This is a genomic window from Mycobacterium sp. E342 (assembly GCF_001667665.1).
Lineage (GTDB): Bacteria > Actinomycetota > Actinomycetes > Mycobacteriales > Mycobacteriaceae > Mycobacterium.
The window spans coordinates 1-503 of record NZ_LZJM01000192.1; the positions used below are offsets into that span (position 1 = coordinate 1).

1 protein-coding gene is annotated in these 503 nt (G+C 63.8%); it reads right to left on the minus strand.

All coding sequences use genetic code 11. The features are described from left to right. On the minus strand, positions 1–348 hold a 348-nt coding region (locus tag A5692_RS13930; protein ID WP_231984317.1), incomplete at its 3' end, for a protein kinase. Positions 349–503 lie beyond the last annotated feature (155 nt).

The following is a 503-nucleotide window of genomic DNA, read 5'->3' on the forward strand; positions in this document are numbered from 1 at the left end:
CGCCCGCTCCGGCAGCATCGGCCCATCGCGTTGCAGCAGAGCGCCAAGGTCCACGCCGTCTACAAGGGGCATCACGAGATAGAGGCGGCCGTCGACCTCGCCTGTGTCAAAGACGGGAATGATGTGGGCCTCGGTTAAGCGGGCGACGGTGTGGGCCTCGCGGCGGAACCGCTCCACATAGCCGGGCTCCGAGCCGAGCGCACCCGCTAACACTTTGACGGCAACATCGCGGCCGATGATGGTGTCGTGAGCCTTGTAAACGGTGCCCATGCCACCCTCACCAATCACGGAGAGCAATTGGTAACGACCAAACGGCAGGGGTTCGAAGGGCTGACCTGGCTCATCCACCGGTCAGCATGTTAGTGGAATGAAGAGACGAAGAAGCTTGGATTGACAGCTACGGGGACCGCGGGTGATCGAGGGTCCTGGCCAAGAACCCCCAGCATCGATACCCGAGCGCCCAGGAACTGGCCGCGGCCGCCCGAAATGCCTTGGCGGCTCCG